The sequence below is a fragment of the Microbispora rosea genome, assembly GCF_900156315.1.
Classification (GTDB): Bacteria; Actinomycetota; Actinomycetes; order Streptosporangiales; family Streptosporangiaceae; genus Microbispora; species Microbispora rosea.
Window position 1 is genome coordinate 14339 of sequence record NZ_FTNI01000050.1, and the last position, 25564, is coordinate 39902.

Annotated in this window: 29 protein-coding genes, 2 tRNA genes and 2 pseudogenes; 19 read left to right on the top strand and 14 right to left on the bottom strand. The window is 68.1% G+C overall.

The features are described from left to right. Nucleotides 1-58 precede the first annotated feature (58 nt). Both BXA11_RS39505 and BXA11_RS39510 read right to left on the bottom strand, forming a co-directional pair. On the bottom strand, nucleotides 59-889 hold the full coding sequence (locus BXA11_RS39505; RefSeq protein WP_076443009.1) for a MauE/DoxX family redox-associated membrane protein: 831 nt from the start codon (nucleotides 887-889) through the stop codon (nucleotides 59-61). A 3-nt stretch (nucleotides 890-892) separates the two neighbouring features. Continuing rightward, complete coding sequence (locus BXA11_RS39510) at nucleotides 893-1882, bottom strand: hypothetical protein (RefSeq protein WP_239105318.1); 990 nt, start codon at nucleotides 1880-1882, stop codon at nucleotides 893-895. A 274-nt stretch (nucleotides 1883-2156) separates the two neighbouring features. Here BXA11_RS39510 and BXA11_RS39515 point away from each other — a divergent pair, with 274 nt between their 5' ends. Then, nucleotides 2157-2657, top strand: coding sequence for a SigE family RNA polymerase sigma factor (locus tag BXA11_RS39515; RefSeq protein WP_076443013.1), 501 nt, complete (start codon nucleotides 2157-2159; stop codon nucleotides 2655-2657). 6 nt (nucleotides 2658-2663) lie between these two features. On the opposite strand, the gene BXA11_RS44195 is transcribed toward BXA11_RS39515, so the two are convergent. Both BXA11_RS44195 and BXA11_RS39525 read right to left on the bottom strand, forming a co-directional pair. After that, nucleotides 2664-3677 carry a thermonuclease family protein gene (locus BXA11_RS44195; RefSeq protein ID WP_204054070.1) on the bottom strand — a complete coding sequence of 338 codons (1014 nt, stop codon included), beginning with the start codon at nucleotides 3675-3677 and terminating at the stop codon, nucleotides 2664-2666. 137 nt (nucleotides 3678-3814) lie between these two features. Then, nucleotides 3815-4312 (bottom strand): MarR family winged helix-turn-helix transcriptional regulator, encoded by a 498-nt coding sequence (locus BXA11_RS39525; RefSeq protein WP_076443017.1) that lies wholly within the window; start codon nucleotides 4310-4312, stop codon nucleotides 3815-3817. Nucleotides 4313-4410: 98 nt separating this feature from the next. On the opposite strand from BXA11_RS39525, the gene BXA11_RS39530 reads away from it, so the two are divergent. The 3 genes from BXA11_RS39530 (at nucleotide 4411) to BXA11_RS43555 (ending at nucleotide 5665) form a co-directional block, all read left to right on the top strand. Further along, the gene (locus BXA11_RS39530; protein ID WP_076443019.1) at nucleotides 4411-4974 is read left to right on the top strand and encodes a YceI family protein; all 564 of its coding nucleotides are present in this window, start codon (nucleotides 4411-4413) and stop codon (nucleotides 4972-4974) included. Nucleotides 4975-5154: 180 nt separating this feature from the next. Beyond that, nucleotides 5155-5247, top strand: a tRNA-Ser gene (locus tag BXA11_RS39535). 124 nt (nucleotides 5248-5371) lie between these two features. Beyond that, on the top strand, nucleotides 5372-5665 hold the full coding sequence (locus BXA11_RS43555) for a hypothetical protein (RefSeq protein WP_156081272.1): 294 nt from the start codon (nucleotides 5372-5374) through the stop codon (nucleotides 5663-5665). Nucleotides 5666-5688: 23 nt separating this feature from the next. Here the strand turns inward: BXA11_RS43555 and BXA11_RS39545 are convergent, their stop codons facing one another. After that, complete coding sequence (locus BXA11_RS39545; protein WP_051762873.1) at nucleotides 5689-6591, bottom strand: alpha/beta fold hydrolase; 903 nt, start codon at nucleotides 6589-6591, stop codon at nucleotides 5689-5691. A gap of 94 nt (nucleotides 6592-6685) precedes the next feature. On the opposite strand from BXA11_RS39545, the gene BXA11_RS39550 reads away from it, so the two are divergent. The 3 genes and pseudogenes from BXA11_RS39550 to BXA11_RS41760 all read left to right on the top strand — a co-directional run bounded on the left by BXA11_RS39550 (nucleotide 6686) and on the right by BXA11_RS41760 (nucleotide 9287). Further along, on the top strand, nucleotides 6686-7291 hold the full coding sequence (locus tag BXA11_RS39550; protein ID WP_076443021.1) for a PadR family transcriptional regulator: 606 nt from the start codon (nucleotides 6686-6688) through the stop codon (nucleotides 7289-7291). After that, a complete protein-coding gene (locus BXA11_RS39555; protein WP_143734793.1) occupies nucleotides 7288-7965 on the top strand; it encodes a hypothetical protein in 678 nt (225 codons plus the stop codon). Before BXA11_RS39550 ends, BXA11_RS39555 begins: the two co-directional genes overlap by 4 nt. Before the next feature lie 535 nt (nucleotides 7966-8500). After that, nucleotides 8501-9287, top strand: a pseudogene (locus BXA11_RS41760) (IS5 family transposase). Between the two features lie 4 nt (nucleotides 9288-9291). On the opposite strand, the gene BXA11_RS39570 reads toward BXA11_RS41760, so the two are convergent. Both BXA11_RS39570 and BXA11_RS45895 read right to left on the bottom strand, forming a co-directional pair. Next, the gene (locus BXA11_RS39570) at nucleotides 9292-9834 is read right to left on the bottom strand and encodes a hypothetical protein (RefSeq protein WP_143734794.1); all 543 of its coding nucleotides are present in this window, start codon (nucleotides 9832-9834) and stop codon (nucleotides 9292-9294) included. Between the two features lie 490 nt (nucleotides 9835-10324). Further along, nucleotides 10325-10369: pseudogene (locus BXA11_RS45895) on the bottom strand (hypothetical protein); the annotation flags it as partial. A gap of 175 nt (nucleotides 10370-10544) precedes the next feature. Between BXA11_RS45895 and BXA11_RS39580 the strand changes: the two are divergent. Continuing rightward, nucleotides 10545-11969 (top strand): serine/threonine-protein kinase, encoded by a 1425-nt coding sequence (locus BXA11_RS39580; protein WP_076443029.1) that lies wholly within the window; start codon nucleotides 10545-10547, stop codon nucleotides 11967-11969. Nucleotides 11970-11973: 4 nt separating this feature from the next. Here BXA11_RS39580 and BXA11_RS39585 read toward each other — a convergent pair whose 3' ends face one another. Next, nucleotides 11974-12345 carry a hypothetical protein gene (locus tag BXA11_RS39585; RefSeq protein WP_143734795.1) on the bottom strand — a complete coding sequence of 124 codons (372 nt, stop codon included), beginning with the start codon at nucleotides 12343-12345 and terminating at the stop codon, nucleotides 11974-11976. On the opposite strand from BXA11_RS39585, the gene BXA11_RS39590 reads away from it, so the two are divergent. Continuing rightward, a complete protein-coding gene (locus BXA11_RS39590; protein WP_076443033.1) occupies nucleotides 12323-12907 on the top strand; it encodes a dihydrofolate reductase family protein in 585 nt (194 codons plus the stop codon). The two genes, BXA11_RS39585 and BXA11_RS39590, sit on opposite strands and share 23 nt — an antisense overlap. A gap of 223 nt (nucleotides 12908-13130) precedes the next feature. On the opposite strand, the gene BXA11_RS39595 is transcribed toward BXA11_RS39590, so the two are convergent. Beyond that, a complete protein-coding gene (locus tag BXA11_RS39595; protein ID WP_076443035.1) occupies nucleotides 13131-14138 on the bottom strand; it encodes an RNA polymerase subunit sigma-70 in 1008 nt (335 codons plus the stop codon). 275 nt (nucleotides 14139-14413) lie between these two features. Here BXA11_RS39595 and BXA11_RS39600 point away from each other — a divergent pair, with 275 nt between their 5' ends. Both BXA11_RS39600 and BXA11_RS39605 read left to right on the top strand, forming a co-directional pair. Next, nucleotides 14414-14878, top strand: coding sequence for a tetratricopeptide repeat protein (locus BXA11_RS39600; RefSeq protein WP_076443037.1), 465 nt, complete (start codon nucleotides 14414-14416; stop codon nucleotides 14876-14878). A gap of 107 nt (nucleotides 14879-14985) precedes the next feature. Next, nucleotides 14986-15759: an SDR family NAD(P)-dependent oxidoreductase gene (locus tag BXA11_RS39605; RefSeq protein WP_076443039.1), complete on the top strand. Its 774-nt coding sequence runs from the start codon at nucleotides 14986-14988 to the stop codon at nucleotides 15757-15759. A 141-nt stretch (nucleotides 15760-15900) separates the two neighbouring features. On the opposite strand, the gene BXA11_RS39610 is transcribed toward BXA11_RS39605, so the two are convergent. After that, the gene (locus tag BXA11_RS39610) at nucleotides 15901-16761 is read right to left on the bottom strand and encodes a helix-turn-helix domain-containing protein (RefSeq protein WP_076443041.1); all 861 of its coding nucleotides are present in this window, start codon (nucleotides 16759-16761) and stop codon (nucleotides 15901-15903) included. Nucleotides 16762-16862: 101 nt separating this feature from the next. Between BXA11_RS39610 and BXA11_RS39615 the strand changes: the two genes are divergently transcribed. Both BXA11_RS39615 and BXA11_RS39620 read left to right on the top strand, forming a co-directional pair. Further along, a complete protein-coding gene (locus tag BXA11_RS39615) occupies nucleotides 16863-17558 on the top strand; it encodes an SDR family NAD(P)-dependent oxidoreductase (RefSeq protein ID WP_076443044.1) in 696 nt (231 codons plus the stop codon). 90 nt (nucleotides 17559-17648) lie between these two features. Continuing rightward, the gene (locus BXA11_RS39620; protein ID WP_167769305.1) at nucleotides 17649-18278 is read left to right on the top strand and encodes a GNAT family N-acetyltransferase; all 630 of its coding nucleotides are present in this window, start codon (nucleotides 17649-17651) and stop codon (nucleotides 18276-18278) included. A 27-nt stretch (nucleotides 18279-18305) separates the two neighbouring features. Here BXA11_RS39620 and BXA11_RS39625 read toward each other — a convergent pair whose 3' ends face one another. Next, a complete protein-coding gene (locus tag BXA11_RS39625; protein WP_076443046.1) occupies nucleotides 18306-18674 on the bottom strand; it encodes a barstar family protein in 369 nt (122 codons plus the stop codon). Nucleotides 18675-18682: 8 nt separating this feature from the next. Then, entirely contained in the window at nucleotides 18683-19096 is a 414-nt protein-coding gene (locus BXA11_RS39630) for a ribonuclease domain-containing protein (protein WP_030512186.1), read from the bottom strand. 153 nt (nucleotides 19097-19249) lie between these two features. Between BXA11_RS39630 and BXA11_RS39635 the strand changes: the two genes are divergently transcribed. Then, nucleotides 19250-20071: a glycoside hydrolase family 16 protein gene (locus BXA11_RS39635; protein WP_076443049.1), complete on the top strand. Its 822-nt coding sequence runs from the start codon at nucleotides 19250-19252 to the stop codon at nucleotides 20069-20071. A 108-nt stretch (nucleotides 20072-20179) separates the two neighbouring features. After that, nucleotides 20180-20695: a DUF4142 domain-containing protein gene (locus BXA11_RS39640; protein ID WP_051762778.1), complete on the top strand. Its 516-nt coding sequence runs from the start codon at nucleotides 20180-20182 to the stop codon at nucleotides 20693-20695. 54 nt (nucleotides 20696-20749) lie between these two features. Here the strand turns inward: BXA11_RS39640 and BXA11_RS45575 are convergent, their stop codons facing one another. Beyond that, nucleotides 20750-20872: a hypothetical protein gene (locus tag BXA11_RS45575; protein WP_269321836.1), complete on the bottom strand. Its 123-nt coding sequence runs from the start codon at nucleotides 20870-20872 to the stop codon at nucleotides 20750-20752. Between the two features lie 209 nt (nucleotides 20873-21081). On the opposite strand from BXA11_RS45575, the gene BXA11_RS39645 reads away from it, so the two are divergent. Both BXA11_RS39645 and BXA11_RS39650 read left to right on the top strand, forming a co-directional pair. Next, nucleotides 21082-21540: a MaoC family dehydratase gene (locus BXA11_RS39645; RefSeq protein ID WP_076443051.1), complete on the top strand. Its 459-nt coding sequence runs from the start codon at nucleotides 21082-21084 to the stop codon at nucleotides 21538-21540. Between the two features lie 163 nt (nucleotides 21541-21703). Next, a tRNA-Arg gene (locus tag BXA11_RS39650) sits at nucleotides 21704-21776 on the top strand. Nucleotides 21777-22103: 327 nt separating this feature from the next. On the opposite strand, the gene BXA11_RS39655 is transcribed toward BXA11_RS39650, so the two are convergent. Beyond that, nucleotides 22104-23303, bottom strand: coding sequence for a PAS domain-containing sensor histidine kinase (locus BXA11_RS39655; protein WP_159454906.1), 1200 nt, complete (start codon nucleotides 23301-23303; stop codon nucleotides 22104-22106). 812 nt (nucleotides 23304-24115) lie between these two features. On the opposite strand from BXA11_RS39655, the gene BXA11_RS39660 reads away from it, so the two are divergent. Both BXA11_RS39660 and BXA11_RS39665 read left to right on the top strand, forming a co-directional pair. Continuing rightward, nucleotides 24116-24961 carry a peptidoglycan-binding domain-containing protein gene (locus BXA11_RS39660; protein ID WP_076443055.1) on the top strand — a complete coding sequence of 282 codons (846 nt, stop codon included), beginning with the start codon at nucleotides 24116-24118 and terminating at the stop codon, nucleotides 24959-24961. Nucleotides 24962-25002: 41 nt separating this feature from the next. After that, a partial coding sequence (locus tag BXA11_RS39665; RefSeq protein WP_167769306.1) for a peptidase inhibitor family I36 protein occupies nucleotides 25003-25564 on the top strand: 562 nt, incomplete at its 3' end.

Here is a 25564-nt window from a genome sequence, read left to right on the forward strand (position 1 = left end):
AGAGCCGTAGAGAGCTGAAGTGAAAGACCTCGATGCGGGAATCTACGCATGTATAGCGTCAGGCCGATACAGGCGTAGATTCCCGCAGAGAGGCATCGCCGCGGCCGTCGGGTGCGACCACCTGGCCGTCGGCGCCGACCACGACGGCCCGTACGGCGGGGCGCCGCCCGCGGAGATGCACGGCGAACACGACCTCCGCATCGCCCTGAGCGGGGAAGACGAAGAAACGCCAGCACAGTTCGCGCCACATGTCGGACGGCTCGTCCGCCAGCAGCGACCCGGCCTGAGCCCGCCACGCCGCGCTGGCCCGCAGCCGCGACAGCGCCCGCCCGGGCGGCATCGGCCGCTGCTCGCACGGCGTCCGGTGACGCAGCCGGGAGACGAACCCGTCGACCTCGGGTGAGCAGGCGAGCAGCAGGGCGACCCCTCCGCCGATCCAGGGGGCGATCTCCACGGTGACCTGAGGCAGTCCCGTGAGGCCCTCGGCCCCGACGAGGGCCCCCATCGCGGTCAGCGCCGCGGCCCGGCCGATCGAGCGCAGCCCGACAGGGGTGTCGCTCACGTCTCCGAAGCAGCCGCACCCCACGTCCGGCCGCCGCCTGCGCAGATCCCACAGCACGTACGTCGCCACGGCGAAGAACACGGTCGGCAGCCACCGGGCGACCGGGTGGTCCACGACCAGCAGAACGGCCGCCAGTGCGAACTCCACCAGGGCGCAGGCGATCATGGCGGCCTTGGCGAAGCGTTCCGGCATGAGCACCGCCGGGCCCAGCCGGGCCAGCGCGCCCGGCGACGCCTCGCGCCCGACCGTGGCCAACTTGGCGACGCCGCCCAGCGCCAGCGTCACCACGAGGATCGGCAGCGCGGCAGCCGCGATGGTCGAAAGCACCGGTCACCCCAATCCGACGCGGGCATTGAAGCAGCCCTTGGTCAAGTCTCCACCCAGCGCGACGTACGAGGACGCGGTCAGTTCCACGATCCTGCCGCGCGGGGACGTGCCGCATTCCAGGCATCGGTCGCAGAACTGCCCCGCGAGGCATCCGCACGCGACGATCGGCAGCGTGTCCGCCCGGCCGTCGCACACATTGCGTACGCGCAGCACCGAGCCCAGCGCGAGATAGGGCAGGCCGGCGCAGGAGACGCCCGCGTCGCCGCAGCCGGTCTCGTCGCGTTCGAGCATGGGATAGGCGACGCCCTCCGTGACGCCCGCCCCCGCGAAACCCGGGAGGTCGGTGAGGTCGGTGAGGTCCGCCCAGACCGCCGTGCCCGAGATGCCCGTCTCGCTTCCGCCGTACGTCACCTGAGACGGGGGCACGGCCGTGGCCCGGTAGGGCGGCTGCGAGGTCGCGGGGAGATGCGCGAGCGACGTGCCCTGGTCGAGCAGCCCGATCGCGTCGAACAGGTAGCCCGGCTCCAGCTTGGGATGCCGCACCCGGATCCGCCCGGACGAGCGGTAGGGCACGACGATGGAGCGTTCCCGGCGATGAGGGCCGCAATCGAGCTCGACGGTGAGGTCGCGCCGGCCGCCGACCTCCCGGATGACGCCGGTGATCCGGGTGATGTCGGCCCAGATGTGCTCGGCGACCGTGCCGCCGCGCAGCGCCCGGACGACGATCCGGGCCCCGGCCGGCAGGTCGGCGGGCGCCACGGTGCCCCCGCGCCACGCGGTCGCCCACGGCGCGATCACCAGGCGCCGCTGCTCGCCGTCGGCGGTCTCAAGGATGATCAGGTGCGGGCTCACGTCGAGCAGCTCGCCGCTGACCACGTCGAAAGGCTCGGTCTCCTCCGGCGACCGCGGCGCGGGCCGGGGGTCGCGGCCGAGAACCGCCGCCGCCAGCTTCCGCCTGCGCTCTCCGGCCCGGTGGTGCATCGCCCCTTCCACGCTCTCCAGCCTCACATGCCGGACGGGGATGGAGAGGTGGTTTTCCGGGCGATGGTGGCGTCCGGGATCAATATTCCTCCTCCCGGTGCAAGGCGTTGCCACCTGTAACGGGCAAACCACCGCCCGACAGGACGTACGGCATGGGCGACCGGCCGCCACCGGCTTGCCCGCTCTTTGCCCAGGTAGGTGCGAAACCTGGATTTCGGTTCAGCCGGATCCAGGGGCGCGGCTGCGATTCTGGCACGAGATGCCTCTCTGGCCGGGTTGGTGATCCCTGATCGTGAACCATGAGGAGTTTCGCACGTACGTCCAGTCTCGTGGGGCGGCACTGCTCCGCGTGGCCAACCAGTTGACCGGCAACCCCTGCGATGCCGAGGACCTCCTGCAGACCGCCCTCGCGCGTACGTACCTCGCGTGGGACCGCATCCGCGACCGATCGTCGCTCGACGGCTACGTGCGGCGGGCGATGGTGAACATCAACATTTCCTGGTGGCGGCGGCGCAAGCTGGAGGAATACCCCTCCGAGGAGCTTCCCGACGTACCGGTGCAGCAGGACACGCGGCACCGGTACGACGAGCTGGAGCAGGCGCTCGACCGTCTCCCCGTACGGCAGCGCACGGCGATCGTGCTGCGCTACTACGAGGACATGACCGAGCCCGAGATCGCCAGGACCCTCGGGATCAGCGTGGGCACGGTCAAGAGCTCGGTCTCGCGCGGCATGGCCAAGCTGCGCGGCGACCTGGTCGTGCCCGACGCTCGCAGAAGGGTCAACTGACCGTCATCATTCGCAGACCACGCCGTCGTTGTCGCGGTCCTCGTACCACACGTATTCGGGGTCGGTCCCTTGGTAGTAAGGGCCGTAACCGGCAGCGATCGCCTCTTCGCAGGTGTCGTACTTGGGGTCGTTCGAGCCGCCGGGGCTGGGGCTGGGGCTGGGAGTCGGAGAGGGGCTGACCGCGACCGATCCGGTGGTGTTGCCCTGCGGGATGGGCTCGGGGGAGTACGTCGTGCCGGGCGGGGCCGGGGACGCGTCCGCCGGCTCGATCGGCGCCGGAGTCAGGGCGTCGCCGCCGGTCCCCGACGGGACCTGGACACCCGAACGCTTGTCGTAGGTGTCGGCCGCCCAGCAACCCGACCACAGCCCCTGCTTGTCCGTCTGGGCACGGACCTGCTCCCAGTACTGCCACTCGGTGTAGCTGTGCTCCGGGAAGGAGTTCACGGCCTGGGCGAGGCCGATCCTGACCATGTCGCCGTTGACGTAGACGCCCGTGGACGACCACAGATAGATGAGGATGCGCCCCTTCTCGGGCACCTGCTCGGCGGCCCGGACATACGCGGGCTTGCCCGGCGGGAGCAGCGTCATCAGCCGGGCGAACGCCTCCTCGGACCAGCAGGCGCCCTTGCCGGGGGCGTCCGCCTCCAGCAGGCCGATCCGTACGGTCCTGCCGCTCTCGGTGACGACATCGGCGGTGTCGCCGTCCACGACCTTCTTGACGGTGACCTGGACGGTGTCCTTCGGCACGGACTTCGGCCGGGTCGTCTTCGTCGTCTTGGTCGTTGTGGTCTTGGTCGTCTGGGGGGTGGGCTTGGGGGTGACCGTCTTGGTGACGGTGACCACCGGCTGCGGGCTCGGGCTCGTCGCGGCGGCCGTCTGCGTCTGTGTCTGAGCGGGCGTCGGGCTCGGGCTCGGGCTCGGGGAGGCCGCTGCCGCGGCGAACGCGGAGGTGGAAGCGGCGACGGGAACCGCGAGGGCCGCGGCCGCGAGGACGGCGAGTGCGTGCGAGGGGAAACGCACGGATGCTCCATGGGCTCGGGTACGGGGGGCTGCGTCGGCTGTCGGGGAGCCGTTTCCTGGATTATGGAGTCCACCAGAAATCGATCGTTTACGCCACCCCGTCCGGTCAGTTCCCAGGAATCACGTTCCGGCGGGTATCAGCCTGTCTTGGCCTTCGGTGCCCTGCTCACCTCCCGCACGCCGGCGGTCGCGCAGGGCCGTACGACGTCGCGGATCATCCGCAGCGCCTCCAGGAAATCGGCGAGCTGATTTTCGGTCAGCAGCCCGGTGAACCAGGTCTCGATGTCCTTGATGTGCTTGGGGAGCACCGCACGCAGGCGTTCCGCCCCCGCCTCGCTCAGCACGGCGTAGGAGGCGCGGCGGTCGCTGGCGCAGGCATGCCGTTCGACGAGCCCGTCGCGTTCCAGGCGGTCGACCACGCGGGTGATCCCGCTCGTGGACAACGAGGTCTGGGCGGCGAGGTCGCTCATCCGCAGCCGTCGTTCGGGAGAGCGGGCAAGACGGATCAGGGTCTCGAAGTCGACCTCGGAGAGTCCTGCGGCGGCCAGTGTCGGGCTGGTCTTGCTCGACAGCCCGCTGTAGACCTCCGCGAACAGGCCCATCGCCGTGAGCCGGGGGTCGTCGAATGGGTCCATGGCCCAAGTCTACGGCAAGATGGTTGACGTGAGGAATATTTCTCGGGTAGACATTTGCTGAGTGAGACATCCGCACAGCAACAATCTGGGGAGCAGCCATGAGCATCCGTGAGTGGGAGGGCCTGAAGGTCCCGACGGCCGGCGAGTTCGCGCTGGACAAGGCCCACACGCGCGTCGGTTTCGTCGTCAAGCACATGATGGTCAGCAAGGTCCGCGGCCACTTCGCCGACTACGAGGGCAAGATCGTCATCGCCGAGAACCCGCTGGAGTCGAGCGTGGACGTCGCCATCAAGGCGGGCACGATCGAGACCGGCGCCGCCGACCGCGACGGCCACCTGCGGAGCGACGACTTCCTGAGCGCCGACAAGTTCCCGGAGATCACCTTCCGCAGCAAGCGGGTGAGCAACCTGTCGGGCAACGAGTTCACGCTCGTCGGCGACCTCACGGTCCGTGACGTGACCAAGGAGGTCGAGCTCAAGGTCGAGTTCAACGGCGCGGCCACCAACCCGTGGGGGCAGGAGCTCTTCGGGTTCAGCGCGGAGACCGAGATCGACCGCGAGGAGTACGGTCTGACCTGGAACCAGGCCCTGGAGACCGGCGGTGTCCTCGTCGGCAAGAAGGTCAAGATCGAGATCGAGGGCGAGGCCGTCCGTCAGGCGTAGCCCGTGCCGACGCTGAGGCGGGTTATCCACACTGTGTGCACAGCCCTTATCCACATCCTGTGGACAAGGGCTGTGCATCGATCCAAACGGGATCCCCGAAGTGATCCAGTAGGACGCTCGGCAATCCGCTTTGCCGCCTTGGACGATCGCCGGTACGCTGTGCTGAGCAACGCGCTACCAGGAGGCTTCGCCTAGTCAGGTCTATGGCGCCGCACTGCTAATGCGGTTTGGGTCTTAAGCCCATCCGGGGTTCAAATCCCCGAGCCTCCGCCAGCTGAGCAGGAAATAGGCCCCCGCCCGGGACGACCGGACGGGGGCCTATTTGATCTCTACGGTGGCGCGGTGGGCACATGGGGGCATACCGCGTTCCGATCACGCTTTGCGCGCCCTCAGGGGGATGATCGCCCAACGGCAGCGAAGAGATGAACGGGAGGAGGAGGTCGAGCAGGACCAGGAAGGGCGTCCAGACCTTGACGCGGCGGACGACGGCGAGCTGGACGACGAGCGCGAGCTGGCCGATGTAGAAGAGGAACGGACCGCCGTCGTAGACGGCGATGGAGACACCGGGGACGGCCCGGATCTGGTCGAAGAGGACGCCCATACCGGCATGGTCGGCGGACAGGAAGCCGGCCGCCACACCTCCCCTCTACTCCTTCCGAAGGCAGCGAAGCCGGAGCGGTCGACAAGATGATTGTCGTCCCGAGGCCTTGGCCCTTAGGCGGCCGCCGTGAAGAAACGCCGCAGTTCGGCCGCCACGATCTCCGGACGGCCGGCGGGATTGCGCTTGCTCACATCTCCTGACGCGTCATGGTCGAGTCCGGGGAACTCGATCCGTTCGACGTGGGGAATGGTCTTCTCCAGACCGGACAGCGCGGGCTTGAGGAAGGGGAGTCCCTTACTTCCGCCGAGCAGGAGTACTTCAGCCTGTACGTCGGCGAAACGGTCCAGGGTGTCGGCCAGCTCGGCCATCAGCACGCCTTCGTAGTGCAGAGTCGGGGCGAGCATGCGCATGGTCGCATCGCCTGGCTTGGCATTCTTGTCCTCGCTCTTCGTCAGCAGGCCGGTCAGCCAGGTCAGTAGCCCCCGCGGCATGACGTTCATGATCGGCGGCCCAAGACGAAGTCCGAGCATGCTGGTCACCAGTGCGGCTGCCACCTTGCCTTCGGCCATCTCCCGGTCGAAGCGGTCGATCCATCCGGTCAACTGAGGGATGTCCTCCAGAAGCAGTGCCGGTTCGTATACGGCGACCTTGTGAATCGCCGGTAGCGTGCGTGCCGCCTGGAGCACGGCGACGCCGCTTGCACTGACGCCGAAGACGTAGTGGGCACCCGTCTCGTTCAGAACCGCGTCGAGGTCCTCCACTTCCTTCCGCACGCTGTAGTCGTCCCCGTACGGTCCGCTCTGGCCGCGGCCGCGGCGGTCGGGCAGGTGGACGGTGAACGCGTCGGCCAGCTCTTCGGCCATGGTCACGTGATTCCTGGCCGTCTCCATGGAGCCGTGCAGCAGGACAACACCCGGTCCGTGCCCGATGGTGTGGAAAGCGATACGGGTGCCGTCGTCAGAGGTGACGAAGCTGGTGGTGAGCTCTGCCGCCTGCGGCCGTTCCTGGATGGTCATTGTGGAGTCCTTTGGGTGGCTGCGAACCGACTCTCCGAATAGTGTCACAGTAACTAGTTTCTAGTCAACTAGTGTCCGGTGTTAGTGTGGGGGAATGACCACTCCTCGTACCGGCTCACCTCTCGCCCTGACCGTCCTGGCGCTGTTGCAGTACAAGCCGTTGCACCCCTACGGCATCCAGCGGCTGATCAAGCAGTGGGGAAAGGACAAGGTGGTCAACGTGGGCCAGCGAACGAGCCTCTACCGGACGATCGACCGCCTCATCACCGCCGGCCTGATCGGTGTGCGAGAGACCGAGCGCGACCAGGCGTATCCGGAGCGAACCGTCTATGAGATCACCGATGCGGGACGCGCGGTGGCCCGCGAGTGGCTGCTGGACATGCTGGCCATGCCCAAGCAGGAGTTTCCGGAGTTCCCGGCGGCGTTGTCCCACCTGCTGATGCTCGCCCCTCAGGAGATAAGCGATGCCTTGGATCGGCGCGTCAGAACGCTCAGCGAAGCACTGGCCGGACTAGAGGCCGAAATAAGTGCTGAAACCGGACACGGACTCCCTCGCATCACTATGCTGGAAGCCGAATATCTGCGCGTCGTGACTGCGGCGGAACTGCAGTGGCTACGCTCGGTCGTCGACGAAATGCGCAACGGTGAGCTGACCTGGTCGGCCGCTGACCTCGTGGCCTTCGCGGAAGGCCCGGAGTGAAATCGGCACCGAAAGCAGCACATACGACGGATTCACGCCTGTCGGCCAAGACCAACGTGTGTGACCACTGCGTGTCGGCTGAGCGGGTTCGCGCGGCGCGTGCCGCACCACTTCGGATGCTCACGGCAGCCGCGCTGAGTCCCTACGCCTGGAATGGCCTGTACACATGGGGAGACGTCGAGGAATTCAAGCACTACCTGCCCCGGCTGCTGGAGCTGCTCATCCTCGAGGAGCTTGACGGCCTGCACGCCCCTTCCTTGATGCTGCGACTCGGCGTCAGGTGGCAAACCTGGAGCAAGATCGAGCAGGAAGCTGTCATTGGCACCGTCGGCGCATGGTGGCGACAGACCCTCAGCAGTTATCCGCGTGACGTCGACGGCATGGATTTGATTGAGATCATCGCCGATGACCTGAAGTTGGATCTGGCTCCCCACCTGGCCGAGTGGGAGTCCAACACCACCGAGGCGGCGGCCCGCCACATGGCGTGGCTCATGCACGACTTCACTGTCGCCGTCGCCCACGGCGCCGAGTGGTATGCGCTCCTGGACAGATGGATCAGGGGAACGGCACCCGCGGTGATCCTGGAGCGTGGGTTCTTCTCCGCCAGCTCGCCGGAAGTGGCCCAGGAACTCTCCGACGCACTCGAGACCCACCGCATCTGGAGCCGACACTGAACCGCCATTAAGGCGCCTCCGGCGAGGGCCTCCGGCTCCGGGATGTCGCCGAGCTGGAGAGCGCGGGCCGCGAGTGGCTGAGGTAGGAGCGCGCATCCCTTCTGCCATCGACCCAGGCAGAGCCCAGCAGACCGGCTCCTCCGGCTCAAGCCCGTCCGTGACCCTTGGCGTCCAATGGCCGAGGAACGACGAGCGGCTAAGGTACACGCAAAGACGGGCTTGCCCCTCCGTCGCCGGCCCGCTGCCGCTTCGCGGTGGGTCGACGGCATACGGGATGCGCGGAAGGCCGAGGCGTGCGCGTCCGCGCAGGTCACGTGCCAGCTCTAGTTGCAGTTTTAGTTGCAGTTCCCCGCCGTTCCAGGCCGTTCCAGGAGGACCGCCGAGCGGTGTTGGTCCAGGTGGAACGCATCGGACGGTCGAGAGCCGAGCTGCTAATGCGGTTTGGGTCTTAGAAGTCCTAACAGAATGATCGAGGAATGCGCGTGATCAGCTTTGGGTTGATCAGTGCGTGAGGAAGGGCGAGCAGCCGCCGTGGATCACCCCGGATGAGTTATGGGCGCGGATCGAACCGTTGTTGCCGGTCGTGCCACGCCGCACCGATCACCCGGGCCGCAAGCGCCTGGAGGATCGGAAGGTCCTGTCGGGCATCTTGTTCGTGCTCTACACCGGCATCGCCTGGGAGTACCTGCCCCAGGAACTGGGCTTCGGTTCGGGGATGACCTGCTGGCGCAGGTTGCGGGACTGGCATCAGGCCGGGGTGTGGCAGAAGCTGCATGAGCTGCTGCTGGCCGAGTTGCACGCCGCGGGCAAGCTGGACTGGTCCAAGGCGGTGATCGACAGCTCCTACGTGCGGGCGCTGAAGGGCGGCCCAAAACGGGTCCGAGCCCGGTCGACCGCGGCAAGACGGGCTCCAAGCACCACATCATCGCCGACGGGAACGGCATCCCCCTCGCGCTCAGTCTGACCGGCGGCAACCGCAACGACGTCACCCGGCTCATGCCGCTGCTCCGGGGCATTCCACCGGTCCGGGGGCGGCGTGGCCGGCCCCGCAGTCGACCCACGCTCGTGTACGCCGACCGGGGCTACGACCACGACAAGTACCGCCGGATGGTCTGGGCCAAGGGAGTGAAACGGTCATCGCCCGCCGGGGCACCCCGCACGGCTCCGGCCTCGGCGTGCATCGGTGGGTGATCGAGCAGACGATCGCGCTGCTGCACTGGTTCCGCCGCCTGCGCATCCGCTGGGAGGTCCGCGACGACATCCACGAAGCCTTCATGACCCTCGCCGCCGCCATCATCTGCTGGCGGCGCCTCGTCCGCTGATCCCTCACTCCGGGATGGGGCCCGAGAACGCCAGATAGGGATGTTCCGCATCCAGCCACTGGCGGTCCAGCCTCACCCCTGTGGCCAGTTCGACAGCCGTCAGAAAACCTGCCTTCCAGTTCCAGCCGTCGTCCCTTCCGGTCCAGTCCTCATCCTCGACGTCCAGGAAGAACTCGCTCATTGTCGTCACTTCGGGCCACCACGCCAAGTTCGGGTGATCTTCAGGACGTCCCGGGAACAATCCGTCGATCGATAAAAGGACTTCGCCGTCGACAGCGAGGGACAGGCGGTTCACGGAGTTGACGTTCCACCAGGCGCTGTAGACCCGGGCACTGGACGCCAGCCGCCGGAGCGCTCCGCTCGGGTACCCGAGATGGTCGAGCCCGTACAAGACGACCGCCGCACCGGCTCGGTCCACGACCGCGCACGGGCCCGGGCGGCACAAGGGAAGGTTGACGATGTGAGGATTCGCCAATCGGGGCAGCTCATAGCTGGTTCCTCCGCCCAGCCGTGCGCCCACGTCATGCAAGGTGAGAGTCTGCGTCATCGGGAACCACGACCGCCCAGCACAGCGCCACATCCAACTCTGGCTCACTGACAAGCCGTTGATAGTGTGCGTACACCTCATCGGTCGAAGGCCATTGGACATTCACGCGATGGCCTCTCAGATCATGGGTGGGTGAGTGGACGATGATCTTTGCACAATCGAGGGGCCCTCGGACGTCTGCGGCGGCCAACATGGATCATGCCCGCTTGGGGAACCCATTGTGTTAGGACCTCTTAAGCCCATCCGGGGTTCAAATCCCCGAGCCTCCGCAGTTCAAAGCCCCTCTCGCCGGTCTTCGGCTAGAGGGGCTTTTTGATCTCCATAGGGCCTCTAGTTGCAGTTGCTCTCATCCTTCGGGTTGCGGGCGCTTTCAGTCCTCGCCCCACAGGGCCGCCCCCATGCGCTCGCTGGCATCCTTCACCTGGGGACTGGTGATGTGGGGGTAACGCTCTGTCGTCGTGACGCGGGCGTGGCCGAGGATCTCCTGCACGACGCGGATGTGGACGCCCTGCTCGGCGAGGAGCGTTCCCGCCGTGTGTCGCGCTGCATGGAGTCCGGCTTCCCTGACCCCGGCCTCGCGGAGGAGTGCCTTCCACTACGGAGCGGGATCGTATTGACCGGATCCCGTCCGCGTTAACGATCGTTTCGTGTCGGAAGAACCACCGGCCCGGTAATGTCGCCTCCGTTTCCGCGTACCCGTGGAGGATGAATTGCAAGGGTCGCAGCAGCTTCGCGCGGATGATCCCCGTCAGGTCGGTGCGTACCGGATCGTCGGTCTGCTCGGTGAGGGCGGCCAGGGCATGGTGTACCGAGGCGTGGGGGTGAACGCCGAGCTTGTCGCGGTCAAGTTGTTGCACGCGCGGTTCAGCGGGGACGCCAAGGCCCGAGCGCGGTTCGCGGCTGAGCTGGCGCACGCCGGAAAGGTCGCCGCGTTCTGTACGGCACGCGTGCTGGACGCGGACGTGGAAGGCGACAGGCCCTACATCGTCAGCGAGTTCGTGGACGGTCCGGCGCTCTCCCAGGTGATCGCGGTCGGCCAGGCGCCTCAGGGGCCCGCACTGGAGAGGTTGGCGATCGCGACGGTGACCGCGCTCGCCGCCATCCACGAGGCCGGGATCGTGCACCGCGACTTCAAGCCCAGCAACGTCATCATGGGCGCCGATGGGCCACGCGTCATCGACTTCGGCATTGCGCGCGCCCTGGACGCGACCGGCACGTTGTCGAGTGCGATCGTCGGCACGCCCGCTTTCATGGCACCCGAGCAGATCGAGGGGGGCGAGGTCGGCCCGGCCGCAGACGTCTTCGCCTGGGCGTGCACCATCGCCTACGCCGCCAACGGCGTCACGCCGTTCGGGCAGGACTCGATCCCCGCAGTGATGCACCGCATCCTGACCGGCGACCCCGACCTCGGCCGGCTTGTGGGAGCGCTGCACGGCATCGTGACCGAATGCCTCGCCAAGGACCCTGCCCGGCGCCCCAGCGCACGCGCGATCCTGCTCCGCCTGCTCGGCGGGACGCAGTCCTCGTCGACACCGGAGACGTTGCTCATCGCGGGTGCGCGGGCCTCGGCATCAGGCACCCTGCTTTCCGCTGAGCCCACCCGGCCGGTCGGGGAGCCGCCTACCCGGCAGGTTGCGCGACCGGCGGCGCCAGGCGGCGAGCGGGCCGGCGCGGGCCGCCGGGCGACGGCATACGCGGTCGCGGCCGCGGCCCTCTTCCTGGGTGCCTCGACGTTCCTTCCCTGGGGAAGGGTCGGCAAGCTGCTCGGGTCGATCACCCTGCCCATCGACAATGCCGACGTCGCCGGTCTCGCGACACAGTGGGGAGTCATCACCCTGGTCATGGCCGTGGCCGCGATGGCCGTCGCCGTCACCGACGCGCTCACCCGGCGTCTGTCCGCCGCCTGGGCGGTCGTGCCCGGCGGCGTCGCGGCCGCGTCGATGGCCGTGTTCTGGATCCGCCAGGACGACCTGCACTCCAAGCATCCCAGCGCGGGGATGTTGACGGCCGATGATCTGCGCGAACTCGGAACGAGCTTCCACGTCTCCATCTCCTACGGCTGGTACACGGCGATCGCGCTGGCCACGGTCCTCGTGGTGCTGTCGCTGGTCTCCCTGCTGGTCCGCCGATCCTGACGACTCAGCCGTGGGCGGCCTCGGTGACGGCCTCCCACTCCTCCCGTACGGTGACATCACCCTCGATCTCTCCAGTCATGATCTTGTCTCTCGTGGCACCGACCATCGAGGCGAGGCCGGCCTCACGGCTGATGACCAAGCTGACAACTCGGAGGGTCATGAAGGTGGCGTAGCGGCGGGTGCCGTCAGGAAGCGTGATGGTCGCCGGAATCGAGATCTGGTAGGTAGCGCCCGAGCGCGCCGTGCTGAGTCCGGAACGCCGAGCTACCTGCGGACGCAGATCCGCGCACCGATCAGGTTTCCGCGCCGCGCCCGTCTGTATGTGTGAGATCGACTCACGGAAGGCTGGCACGATGCGGAAACTGATCTTCGGCATGAACGTGACCCTGGACGGCTACATCGCCGCGATCGGTGACGACATCGGCTGGAGCGGAGGGGACGGACCGGACTCATCGCCGAGCGCCGAGCTGTTCCAGTGGTGGTCCGACCAGGAGCGGGCGAGCGAGATGTCGCTGTACGGGCGCAAGCTGTGGGAAACGATGAGCTCCTACTGGCCGACCGGCGACCAGCAGCCCAACGCTACCTTGGCGGAGATCGAGTTCGCGCGGAACTGGCGGGACACGCCGAAGGTGGTGTTCTCATCGACGATCGACAAGGTCGCCTGGAACACCCGCCTGGTCACCGGCGACGCGGTCGCCGAGATCACCCGACTCAAGGCCGAAGACGGCGGCCCGATGGGCATCGGCGGCGCGACGCTCGCCGGGGCGGCTATGCGGGCCGGGCTGATCGACGAGTACGCGCTGGTCACCGTGCCGGTCCTGGTGGGTGGCGGCACGCCGTTCTTCACCGCGCTGGACAGCTGGGTGAACCTGAACCTGGTCGAGACGCGAACATTTCCCGGCGGCGTGGTGATGACCCGATACGAGACGAGGCGATGAGCACGGGCAGATGCCGGCCTCGTGAGGCAAGACCTGAATCCTTCTGACGTGCTCACCGTGACCCTCGGCGATGAGGGAGCCTCTCCCTTCTTCGGACACGAAGACGCCCCGCCGGCAACGTCGGCGGGGCGGGGGTGGTCAGCTGGTCGGGGTGCTCATTCTGCGGGGACTTCGGTGACGCCGGGACGTGCGCTGGACTTGTCGACGATGGGAGCTTGCCTGATCACAGCGTCGCGGGCAGGGTCAGCCATGGTTTGTCGGCGGCGTCGAATCCGGTGAGTTCGGCGATCTTGCCGTCGACGATGTGCAGGACCGCGATGGTGAACAAACGGTATTCCAGGTCGTCGGGGGTGCGGAGGTACAGCGCGGCGGCAGGCATGCGGTTGACCGTCGTGGCGGTGCAGCGCCAGTCCTCGTAGCCGCGCTGGAAGAGCCCACCGGAGACCCAGCCGTCCACCGCGTCCTTGGCCGTAACGGTCACGGTGCCCGGGTCGGGCAGCATCGTGAAGCGCAGGTCGTCGCGCAGCAGGGCCATCAGCCCGTCGAGGTCGTTGCGCTCATGGGCGTCCATATACGACTTCACCACCCCGCGCTCGTCATCCGACAGCTCATGCGTGGCAGGGCTCCGCCAGTCGATGCGGCGGTCGGGCAGCTGCTCGCGCATCGTCACGCGCGCCCGCTGCAGTGCGCTGGTCACCGAAGCGACGGTCAGCTCGAGGGCGTTGGCGGCCTTCGACGCCGGCCAGCCGAGGACGTCGCGCAAGATGAACACCGCCCGCTGCCGCGGCGGCAGGTGCTGGACGGCGACGACGAACGCCAGCTCGATCGTCTCCCGCGCCACCACCGATTCCTGCGGGTCCTCCGGGAGCATCCGGTCCGGGTAGGGCTGCAGGTAGTGCACTTCCGAGCCCGCGCCCGGCAGCTCGGCAGGCACGGGTATGCGGTTGTTGCGCTTGTCGAGGAAGTCGAGGCAGGCGTTCGTCGCAATTCGGTACAGCCAGGTCCGCAGCGCAGCGTGGCCCTTGAACGACTCCCGCTTGTTCCACACCCGCAGGAACGTCTCCTGCGTCATTTCCTGGGCGTCGTCGTAGTTCGCGAGCATCCGGTAGCAGTGCACCTGCAGCTCACGCCGGTAGCGCTCCGTGATGAGCGCGAACTGTGCCGCGTCATCCGAGTGGGCCGCCGCGATGAACGCGGCCTCGTCGTCGCCTAGCAGTCTGGCGTCGGTCATGGTCGTCAATCCTTCCGCGGGTGGCGAGGGGTTGCCAGAACTGACGATGTGGCGGAGCGTTTCTGAGCGGTGAAGCCGCTGACACCGGGGAAAGGTCGTCCTGGTTGGGGCTGCCTCGCGCGCCAGGAGGCCCGTCGGTCGGCAGGACCGGCAGCGCGTACCCGGTCGGGGGGACGGTCGTCTGTCTCGACGTCGGCGACTGGCGGAAGCCGATCTTCAATTGACGTCAGCCAGTAGGCTGACCGCGGTTGCCGACGACGGTGAAGGAGCCACTGATGACCACCGATCCAACGCTGGCCCGGATCGGCCAGGGGGTGGAACTGCATCACCACCAAGGTCAGCGCGAAGCCGCTCGCGACCTGTTCGCGCAGATCTGGGACGACATCGGCGGCGAGCAGGGCGATCCGCTGCATGTTTGCGTTCTTGCCCACTCGATGGCCGATGTGCAAGACGACGTGAGTCAGGAGCTGATGTGGGATCTGCGAGCGCTTGCGGCCGCTGATCGGGTCACCGAGGAGGGGATGGCGCACGCTGGGGTGCCGCTTCCGGTGGCGGGCCTGTATCCGTCGTTGCACCTGAACTTGAGTGAGTGCTACCGCAAGCTCGGCGATCTCGACCGCGCCCGTGAACACCTTCGGCAGGCCCGAGCCGGGATCGGTGCGCTAGGCGACGACGAGTATGGGCAGCTCATCAAGGGCGGCCTGGAGCGGCTGGCCGAGCAGTTGGGTGAAACCGTCTGACATCCGCGCAGGCAACAGCCGGCGCCCCGTAACGGTGATCTATATACCGGTCGTTCCGGGTACGTCCCTCGCGGCCACGTAGATCTCGGTCCACGAAAGGGGCGGATGTGGGCTCTTCGTACGTTGTCACCGGGGGCGGCCGCGGCGTCGGACGTGCACTCGTCGAACGACTCCTCGCCGACGCGAACAGCGTCGTCGTGATCGAGTTCGACCCGTCGGCGCTCGAGTGGACTCGCGCCCACCCGGCCGGTTACCGGATCACCGCCGTGGCCGGGGACGCGGCGGACGAGGCGGTCGCGGAGCGGGCCGCCGACCTGGCGCAGGCCATGGGCCCGATCGCCGGCTGGGTCAACAACGCCGCCGTGTTCCGCGAGGCCTCACTGGACTGCCCGCCGGCGCGCGAGGTCCTGGATCTCATCGGGGCGAACCTCGCCCCCGCGGTCGTCGGATGCATGACCGCGATCCGCCGCTTCCTGAGCGCCGGTGCGGGCGGGGCGATCGTCAACGTCTCCTCCCACCAGGCGCAGCGGCCGGTGCGTGGCTCCTTGCCGTACGCGACGGCCAAGGCCGCCGTCGAAGGACTCACCCGAGCGCTCGCCGTCAACTACGGGCCACGCGGCGTAAGGGTCAACGCCGTCGCTCTCGGCTCGATCAGCACCGAACGCTATGAGGCCTTCCTCCGCAACCAGGAGCCCGCGGCGGCCGCACGCATCGAGAACGAGATGAGCCTGCTGCATCCGGTCGGCAGGGTCGGCCGCCCGGAGGAAGTGGCCGCCACCGTCGCCTATCTGCTGTCCGACGAGGCGAGTTTCATCAACGGCGCGACCGTCCCGGTCGACGGAGGCCGGTCGATACTCGGGCGCGACCCCGAAGAAGCCTGAAAGCCCCGGCGCTGACCAGCAGCGGTCAAGGTTGTGACCCTCCGGACCACGGCGATCCTCGTGGGCTGCACCCGCTCGGCCTCGTCATCGCGTTCCGTTCCGAGCCCGTACGCCGCAAGGACCGGACGCGGGGCGGGCGGCTCAGAACCTCGCGGCCGTGACACCGGCGACGCGGGCGAGGTCGAGCTTGGTCTCGTCTTCGCTGCCGGGGACGGCCGTGTAGACGACGATTTTCAGGTCGTTGTCCGGGTCGGAAAGCACGTCGCAGTCGACGGTGATGTCCCCGATCACCGGGTGCCGGATGGTCTTGCGGTCCTCGGCGTGGCGGCCGACGGCGCCGGAGTGCCACAACCGGGCGAACCCCGGGTTGCCGTCCAGCGTCCGGCGGATCAGCCCGCTCAGGCGCGCGTCCTGCGGATAACGCCCGGAGGCGCGGCGCAGGTCGGCGACGATGGCCCGGTCGGTCGCCTCCGCGTTCTCCGAGACGACGGGCCATGCCGCGAGGCGCCTCCGATCGGACGGCACGGGAAAACGCGAGCGCACCAGATTGCGCTCCTCGGGCGCGAGTACGGAGGGGTCGCCGAGGAGCGCCGCCCAGCTCCGGTTCCACCACAGCAGCCGCCAGTCGGCGGCGAACACGGCGACCGGCGCGTCGCCCAGCCGGGTGAGCACCCGCTGCATGCCGGGCGGGATGTGATCACTGATCGCGCCGTCCGTGGGCGGCTGCAGTCCGGCGAGCCGGTAGAGGTGGTCGCGCTCGGCGCCATCGAGCTGTAACGCCCGTGCCAGCGCGGCGGCGACCTGCGCCGACGGCGTGGTCGCCCGGCCCTGCTCCAGCCGTACGACGTAGTCCACCGAGACGCCCGCGAGGTCGGCCAGCTCCTCGCGACGCAGCCCGGCGGCACGGCGTACGCGGCCGGCGGGCAGGCCGACAGCCGCGGGGGAGAGCCGGTCGCGCCAGGCGCGGATCGTCGCGCCGAGGCTCGTCTCGTCCGTCGTCATGCGCTCATTCTGCGTCGGCGGCGAGACGCCAGGGTGGTACTGCCTGTCCTACCGGCGAGCTCTCCCTGGCTGTGCGCGCCCGGAGGACCGAGGCTCGACGCATGACCATCACCTTCATCACCGGGGCCAACAAGGGCCTCGGGTTCGAGACCGTTCGCCGCCTCGTCGACCTCGGTCACACCGTCGTCCTCGGCGCCCGGGACTCCGAGCGCGGGCGGACGGCGGCCGACAAGCTCGGCGTACGCTTCGTGCGGATCGACGTCACCGACGACGCGTCCGTCGCCGCCGCGGCAGCCGACGTCGCCGCGCACGAGGGTCGCGTCGACGTCCTGATCAACAACGCCGGGATCATCGGCCCGCACGTGCCCGCCGACGAGCTGACCGCGGCCCACGCCCTGGAGGTCTTCCAGACGAACGTCGTGGGCATCGTCCGTGTGACCGGCGCCTTCCTGCCGCTTCTCCGCAAGTCGGAACACCCGGCGATCGTCAACGTGAGCAGCGGCACCGGCTCGTTCGCGCTGACCCACGACCCCGGCCGGGTGGAGTCGACGGTGGTGGGGCCGCTGTACACGTCCTCGAAGGCCGCGGTGACGATGCTCACGACGCAGTACGCGAAGGCGTTGCCCGGCATCCGGGTCAACGCCGCCGACCCGGGCTACACCGCGACCGACCTCAACGGGCACAGCGGCCCCCAGACCGTGACGGAGGGGACCGACGCGATCGTGACGCTCGCGACCGAGGGAGCCGACGGCGGAACGGGCCGGTTCGTCGACCGCTTCGGGCCCGTGCCCTGGTGACGGCTCCGGCCGGTCGGCGTACCGGCGACTGACGCGACCGTTTGGAGTGCGGCTTTTGAGCGCGTCGTGGCCGATGGCTACCGTTTCCCGGTGATCACCTTGGCTGACGTCCTCGCTCGTGCGGCCGGCGGGCACCCGCCCGAGCCGGGTGCGGGGCCGACCGTCGTTCCGCAGCCGTCCGCACGTCACGCGGGAGTCATCGCCTTCACCGCGCACAACGTGGTCTTCGCCGATGTCGGCGAGGACTGGATCAGGTCCCGGTTGCCCCGCGATGATCTGTCGGCGCCGCTGAACCCGCCGTTCCTCAGGGACCTGGAGGAACGCACGGGACGCCGGGTGAACAACATCGACATGCTCACTCTGGCCGCCCCCGCCGAAGGCCCCCCGCCCGTCGAGTTGGCCGAGGTCGCGGACGCGGCCCATCCGCGTGTCGAGCGCGCCCATCGCTATCGGGACGACGTACGCGTCTGGACCTGTCCGGGAGGGCTCGTGCTCGTCGGACGGGGAGTGGGCGGGCGGTGGGAGGTCGCGATCGAGGTCGAGCCGGCCGCTCGTGGGCGAGGCCTCGGCCGCACCCTCGCCCGTGCGGCCCGGCATCTCACCCCGCACCCGCTCTGGGCGCAGATCGCGCCGGGCAACGCCGCGAGCGTACGGGCGTTCCTCGCCGCGGGCTACGTTCCGATCGGCGCCGAGGCACTCCTCGTCCCGCCGTCCGAGTGACGAACCGGCTGAGGATCGTACGGGTGATCAGGGCAGGGCGTCGGTCAGCCGGCGGCGGAGCCGGGGTTCGTGGGCGGGGTCCGTGTGGAGGGTCAGGGTCAGCCCGGCCTCGGCGGCGCCGGCGAGGATGGCGAGCAGGGTGGCGAACTGCCCGGGAGGCTCGGCGTCGAGCAGTTCCTCGGCGTGCTCCACGGCCAGGTGGACCGGCCCGATGTCGCGCAGGGAGTCGGTGAGGGCGTCCCAGTTGCGACCGAAGTACGCCGGGAGGCGCAGGGCCCGTGCCACCTCGTCGAAGAAGGCGGCACGGGTCCGGCAGGCCCGCCCGTCGACGACCGCCGGGGCCGCATCGGTGGTCACCGTGAGCCACGGGGGCAGCGGACGCTCGGCGGAGGTCATGGGAGGTCCTAGAGCCTGTAGAAGTCGGTGTAGTGGTTGGGCGAGAACCAAGTCACGCCGGTGCTGCGGTTGACGACGATCCGGTACGCGTCACGCGAGGCGCCCCGCGCACGGGAGTAGACGTCGTACTCGTAGTAGGTGGCGCCGCTGGGGAGCTGTCCCTCCCGGTTGTAGAAGCGCCCGCCGGTGTAGTTGTACCTGCCGTCCGGCCAGGAATACCAGCCGCTGCTGGTGGGGTAGCCCTTCCCGGCCCAGATGGCGTTCGCCGAGCGGGCGTCAGCGCAGCGGGAGATGGTGCAGGAGCCGTAGACCGACGCGTGGGCGGGGACGGTGCCGGTCACTCCGGTGAGGGACACGATGGCGGCGAGCATGACGGTGAGCCGTCGCGGCCAGGACGGCCGGAAGCGTCGCGAAGTCTGCACGAGACCTCCTTGTGGGGGCGAGGGGACAGACATTCGCCAGCATCACCTCGAAACCGGGACGAACCAAGGGAGAGATCGGTGAACTCCCGTTGTCTTTTTCCGTATGCCCCAAAGCGTGCCTGGTTCCTCCACGGATCAATCCAGGATTGACGCATGAGCGAAGCCAAGAACGGCACGTACGCGCTGGACCCGGCGGCGAAGGCCGGCTACGTGCTGGAGTTCGAGGACACCTTCGACGGGGACGGGCTCGACGAGCGTCGCTGGATTCCGCGTTATCTGCCCCAATGGACCACACGCGCCGCCTCGGCGGCCCGCTATCGCGTGGGAGACGGCCGCCTGCACCTGCTCATCGAGGAGGACCAGCCGGCGTGGTCGCCGGAGATGGAGGGCCGGATGCGCGTGTCCTCACTGCAGACGGGTGTGTTCTCCGGGCCGGTGGGCAGCGCCGTCGGCCAGCACGGGAGGGGCGGCCGGGCCGTCGTCCGCGAGGCACAGGACGAGGCGCGGCTCTACACCCCGCACTTCGGCCTGATCGAGATGCGCGCCCGGGCCAGCGACGATCCGCGCGCCATGGTCGCGCTGTGGATGATCGGCTTCGAGGACGCCCCCGAGCGGTCGGCGGAGATCTGCGTCTGCGAGATCTTCGGGCGTGACGTACGCCGGGACGCGACGGCGGTCGGCATGGGCGTCCATCCGTTCGGCGATCCCGCGATCACCGACGAGTTCGCCGCCGAGGTCCTCCCCATCGACGCGCGTGAGTTCCATGTGTACGCGGTCGAGTGGACGAAGGAGCGGGTGACGTTCTTCGTGGACGGCCGTCACGTCAGGACCATCCGGCAGTCCCCGGACTATCCGATGCAGCTCATGCTCGGCCTCTACGAGTTTCCCGGCGCGGAGGGACCCGAGAGGGTGGGGCCGTACCCCAAGGAGTTCGTGGTCGACTACGTGAGGGGCTACCGGCCTATGGCGAATTGAGCCGTACGAGGCGCGGCTGGTGGGTATGAGGTATTTGAAGCGTCATGCCCAGATGGTCGAGGCCGATCAGCCGCTGCTCGGCCGCCGGGCGAAGGATCGGGGGATCTGATGCTGAGATGGCTCATCGTCCTGGTGGCGGCCGTGGTCCCGGCGCTGTCGGGGGTCACCGCGGGTCACGCGGCGCCGCCGGATGTCAGCGATCAGGACAAGGCCTTCCTGGTCGGCGCGCACCAGGACAACCTCGCGGAGATCCAGGGCGGGCAGATCGCCGAGCGGCAGGCCGGCAAGCAGTCGGTCAGGGACGCCGGCAGGAAGTTCGTGGAGGACCACACCTCCCTCGACGACCAGCTCAAGCGGGTGGCCAAGAAGCTGGGCGTGGACCTGCCGAGCCGGCCGAGCGAGGAGCAGCAGGCCGAGCTGCGGAAGTTCGCCGCCAAGGGCGGCACCGCGTTCGACCGTATGTGGATCGGCGCGCAGGTCGAGGATCACCGCAAGACCCTGGACTTCCTGGACAAGGAAGTCTCGACCGGTTCCTCCCCGGAGGTGAAGAACCTCGCCCGGGACGCCAAACCGGTGGTCCGGGAGCATCTCGACCTGGTCACGAGCATTCAGAGCGGTGAGTGACGACCGGTGCCGGCCGGGGCTGGTCTCCGGCCGGCACGTCCCCTCCCCCCATGCTCACCCGAGCAGCTTGACCAGCAGCAGGATGATGAGCGCCCAGCAGACGAGACCCGCGACCACGACCGCGATGAGTCCGCGGAGCCGATACCGCTTGCCGGGTGGACCGGATTGCTCGTCCACGTTCCCTCCACGTCGGGGCGTGTTCCGGCGTACACCCCGCCTTGTGCAGATACCCCCGAGGGTCATGGGCTGTTCGTCACTCACAGTGATGTGTCTGTTGCCTAGTGGCAGCACTCGCTCGCTCCCCCGATGGAACCAGTGTGGAGGTCAACGCGCTCCCCGTCTCCCGATTCCCGCCGGTCCCGGGTCCGCGTGAATAGGCTGCGATCATGCGGATCTTCACGAACCTCGCCGAACTCAAGGCGGCCAAGGGCGAGCATCTCGGGTACACCGACTGGCGAGAGATCGGTCAGGAGAGGGTGAACGCCTTCGCCGACGCGACGGACGACCACCAGTGGATTCACGTGGACCCGGACCGGGCGAAGGAGAGCCCGTTCGGCGGCACCATCGCCCACGGATACCTCACGCTCTCGCTGCTGCCGTCGCTGCTCGGTGAGCTGTACCGCGTGGACGGTCTGCGCATGGCCATCAATTATGGGCTGAACAAGGTGCGCTTCCCCCGGCCGGTTCCCGTCGGGTCCCGCGTACGGGCGGGGGCGGAGGTCACCGACGTCAAGGGCACTCCCTCGGGCACCCTCGCGAACCTCCGCGTCACGATCGAGGTCGAGGGAGTCGACAGGCCGGCCTGCATCGCCGACACGCTCACGCTCTTCGTTTCCCAGGAGTGACCGGCCCCACGCGTCCCCGGCCCGTCCGCTCGCGGTGCTCCGCGCGTACGGGCTCGGGCTGACGGCTTGACCGGGGGCGGAGCGGTTTATTGGCGCAAGCAGGGGTGACGGGTCTGGTAGAGTTACACCCGTTGCAGGGCACCACAGGTGAACAGGCAGCAAAGCGGCCGTAGCTCAATGGATAGAGCATCTGACTACGGATCAGAAGGTTAGGGGTTCGAGTCCTCTCGGCCGCGCACATCACAGAAGGCCCGTAACCAGGGAAAACCTGGTGGCGGGCCTTAGTGTTTTCCGGCTTTATGCGGTCTCTTTCGTGTCTGTGGGAGCCGTCTTGGGAGCCACCCGTTTCGGCCGTCCCAAAGGTCGCGCCCGTGGCCGCGGCCGGCGTGTCGCCTGTGCGTCGAAGGTCATGATGTGGATCTTCGGGAGTTCCGTCTTGACCAGATTCGAGGGGCAGCGTCGCTACGCCAGGGTCTGCCCGCCACGGCCGTCAGGCGGGCTGCTGTGCCAAACCACTGATGGCCTGCCTCTCCGTCGCAAAAATCACCTTCGCACAACAACCCCTAGGCCGCGAGGGGGAGGCGGAGGACGAAGCGGGCGCCGGTGGGGTGATCGGCGGCGTACAGGCGCCCGCCGTAGGCGCGGGCGATCTCGCGGGCGATGGGCAGACCGAGCCCGGAGCCACCGGGATCCCGGCGACAGGCATCGTCCAGGCGGAAGAAGCGCTCGAAGATCTTTTCACGGTCGGCCGGAGCAATGCCGGGGCCATCGTCGATGACTTCCAGGACCGCGTCCGGCGGGTCGACGGTGACGCTGATCTCGATCAGTGAAGAGGTGTGCCGTTCGGCGTTGTTGACCAGGTTGCTCAGGAGCCGCGCCAGCCGGATCCGGGAGGCGTTCACCATCACCTGCCTCTCGAGCCGGGTAACGACGAATGCGGTCAGAGTGCGTCGTTCAAGTTCATCTATCACCAAATGGGGCAGGTCGACTGGTTCGGCTGGGGCGGGCGCCGCGGCGTCCTGACGGGCGAGTTCCAGCAGATCGTTCACGATGTCGTTCAGTCGCTCGGCGTCCATCAGCAGTTTGCGCAGGATCTGGTGCAGGTCGCTGTCAGGTTCTGCGATCGCGACCTCAAGCTCGGTCAGGAGCCCAGTGATCGGGTTGCGCAAGTCGTGGGAGGCGTCGAAGACAAACCGCCGCTGCCGTTCGATGACCTCTCGCAACTTCGACGTGGTCTGGCGTTGTTGCCTGTGCGCCTGCTTGAGTTCTTCGTTGAGCTCCTGGAGCTCGCATGCGCGAGCGTAGAGGTCGGTTCTCATCGCCTCAAGCTCAGACCGAGCCCTCGTGACGTCACGCTCGCCGGACAACCTCAGCTCCTGGAGGAAGTCGGTGACCTCCTCGGAACGGTGAATGATCAGCTTCACTTCACCGTCAGGGCCCAGGACGGGCGAGTTGCACACGCTCCAGTACCGCTCCTCGAACACCCCCGGTCTGTCGTTCGCCTCGATGTCGTACCGCTGCAGCGCCATGATGTCCCGTTTGCCGGTGGCGACAACGCGTTCCACCGAAGCACGCAGACGCATCACCCCCTGCACGTCGGGATCGTTAGGAGCGTTGGGATTGCCGGGGAAGACGGCGCAGAAGTGCCGGCCGAGCAGGTCCGCCTGACTCCGCCCGACCAACTTCAGGAAGGAGTCGTTGGCCGCCACTACGACGAAGTCCGGTGTCATTATGAGCAACGGGGACACGAGGGCCTTGAACACCGCCCTGAAGTCAACCGTTGAATCCATTACAACCTCAAATCCATCACAACACCTCACCTGGGTTCCGCGTAATTCGGGTTGCCTTGATACACGAACAGGTGGTTGACCTGGTGGGAAAGTCCGTACAGGCTCGCCAGGGCGTGTCTCTGGCGATGTGACCTCTTGGGCCGATTCAGGCCGCGACCGGCTTTCACCCCGAGTGCTGGCGCGAAGACACCCGTCGCCGGGAGATTGGACGATTTAGTCCAGTTTGCCCTTATATGTGAAGATTGTCAAGACCCGCCGAGACGATGATCCGAAACGGCCTAGCTCAGAGCTCGTCCGGCCGCGAGGACCGGGAACCGGCGAGACGGCCTGAGCGGTCAAGTCAGTGACACCATCGCCACGATCTCTGAGCGTCAAGTCAACTGCCCGCCGGAACGGAGGGGCCTCAGCTCCGTTCCGGTTCCGCCCGAGACGGTGGAACGCCGGAGATCTACGGGAGACGTTGAGAGCCCCGTCCACCAACCCGCGTCATCACTCGTCGCCGGCCCACTTCAGAGGCCGCGAATCGAGCCGAGTACGGGAGCCACGTTGGGAGCCGCCCGTTTCGGCCGGCCCGGTACAGCGCTCTTCGGCCCGCCGGCGGACGCCCCTGGCGATCGTGACGCCGCCGTCTGCCAGAGGATCGCCTGTCAGGCGGCGCGTACGCCTGTACGAGGAGCCTGCCGTACAGGCTGACAACACGATCGCGTTGTGGACGACGCCGGAGATCCGAAACCGTGGGTCCCGCCGCAGGAACCACCTGCCGGCGTTCGACACCGGGAGAAACGATGAAGCTGCCTCCATGCGCCGCCGCCCTCGCGGCGGGCGCCCTGCTCGCTTGCCTGACCGGAGCGCCCGGGGCGTCGGCGGCACAGGCAGCCGAGGCCGGGGCCCTGCCGGGCGTGAACATGGAAGCCACTGTCAAGGCGGCTCAAATCGACCCGCGACGGTCCGACCACACGCTGACCCCGGGCGCCAAGGCCGGCGTGCTGCTCGTCGAGGAGGCGCTGCGCGACCGGCACCTGCTCGACGCGAAGTGGGTGGACGGTTACTTCGGCACCACGACCGTCGCCGCCTTCGCGAAGTTCCAGAGGTCGCTCGGCCGCACTGGTCTCGCCGCCAGCGGCCTTCCGGACACGGCGTCGCTCACCAGGCTCGGAGCCGGCCGTTTCACGGTCACCCACGTCATCGGGCCGGGTGCTCGAGTGTCCACCGGCGGCGTCGTCGTCGACACCCGTACGCGGAGCATGCTGGCCGAGGCGAAGCGGCTGCTCGGCCGCGACCTCGTGCTCTTGCAGGGGTCGTACAACCGCGGCGGCGATCCCACGTCCGCGGGCACCCACGACGGCGGGGGCGTCGTCGACATCTCGGTCAAGGGGATGGATTCCGCCACTCGTATCGCCGCCGTCCGTGCGTTGCGGCGTGTCGGATTCGCGGCATGGCTGCGCAACCCCGATCAGGACGACTGGCCGTGGCACATCCACGCCGCCGCCGTCAACGACACCGACCTCTCCAGCCAGGCCCAGCATCAGATCGGTGACTACTACCTCGGTCTGAACGGGCTCGCCGGCCGCGGCCCGGACGACGGCCCGAAGGTGCCCATCCGCACCTGGGAGGAGTACCGGCGCCGCTGACCATCCGTAAGTCAGACCGCACAGACACGAAGGAGAACACCATGGGAACGTTCGACAAGATCCTCACCACGGCTGCCGTCGCGATGGTGCTCGGTGGGACGGTGCTGGCCACCGCCTCGCCGGCCTCGGCGGCCACGCGCAACGGCGTGTGCGAGGCCGGTGAGTTCTGTTACTACTTCAACAGCAACAACCAGGGGTCGGTGTCCGACTTCACCGGTTCGGTGGGGGACTACGGAACGCGGCAGCCCTCCTGCTTCGACTTCAAGGGGCCGGGTGCAGGGAAGGGCAAGTGCATCAAGAACGCCGCCGCCTCGGTCTGGAACCGCAGCGGTAAGACCGTCCGGGTCTACTTCAACAGCAACTACGGCGGCAGCGTCTACCAGGACTTCGCCCCCGGGGCCAAGGGCAACCTCAAGGCCGGCCTCAAGAACCAGAACGCCTCCCACCAGTTCGGCCCGTCGTCATCGGCGCGCGTCAACATGTCGTACGCGCTGTACAAAACCGGCGGCGGCTACATCAGCTGCGGCTTCGACGGTTACGTCCACACCTCTGGCCGGCATGAGGGTATCGACATCAAGCGCAGCGTGGGTTCGGATGTCCACG